The sequence below is a fragment of the Telluria sp. AZSoR62 genome (assembly GCF_058111565.1).
Window position 1 is genome coordinate 1 of sequence record NZ_JBYTST010000169.1, and the last position, 340, is coordinate 340.

At 52.6% G+C, this 340-nt stretch carries 1 tRNA gene; it reads right to left on the reverse strand.

Annotation, left to right across the window (positions count from 1 at the left end):
* Window positions 1-91: 91 nt before the first annotated feature.
* Window positions 92-167: transfer RNA gene (locus AC3XQU_RS23380), tRNA-Gly, on the reverse strand.
* Between the last annotated feature and the right edge of the window lie 173 nt (window positions 168-340).

The following is a 340-nucleotide window of genomic DNA, read 5'->3' on the forward strand; positions in this document are numbered from 1 at the left end:
TTTCCGTGGCACTCGCTGGAATGAAAAAAGGAGCCGAAGCTCCTTTTTTCAATGACCTACAGACCCCAGTAGAAGTCTGTGGATCAAAATTTGGAGCGGGAAACGAGACTCGAACTCGCGACCCCGACCTTGGCAAGGTCGTGCTCTACCAACTGAGCTATTCCCGCGTCTTGGTGGTGTGCATTCTATAGAATCCAGAACCCCCGTCAACCCCTTGATTCAAAAAAGTTTTATTTCTTTTCAACGGTGGTGCGCAGGTGAGGCCAGGCAGCGCGCAAATACTGGAGCATCGACCACAACGTCAGGCCTGCGGCAACGAGCAGCAAGGCGTAGCCCATCA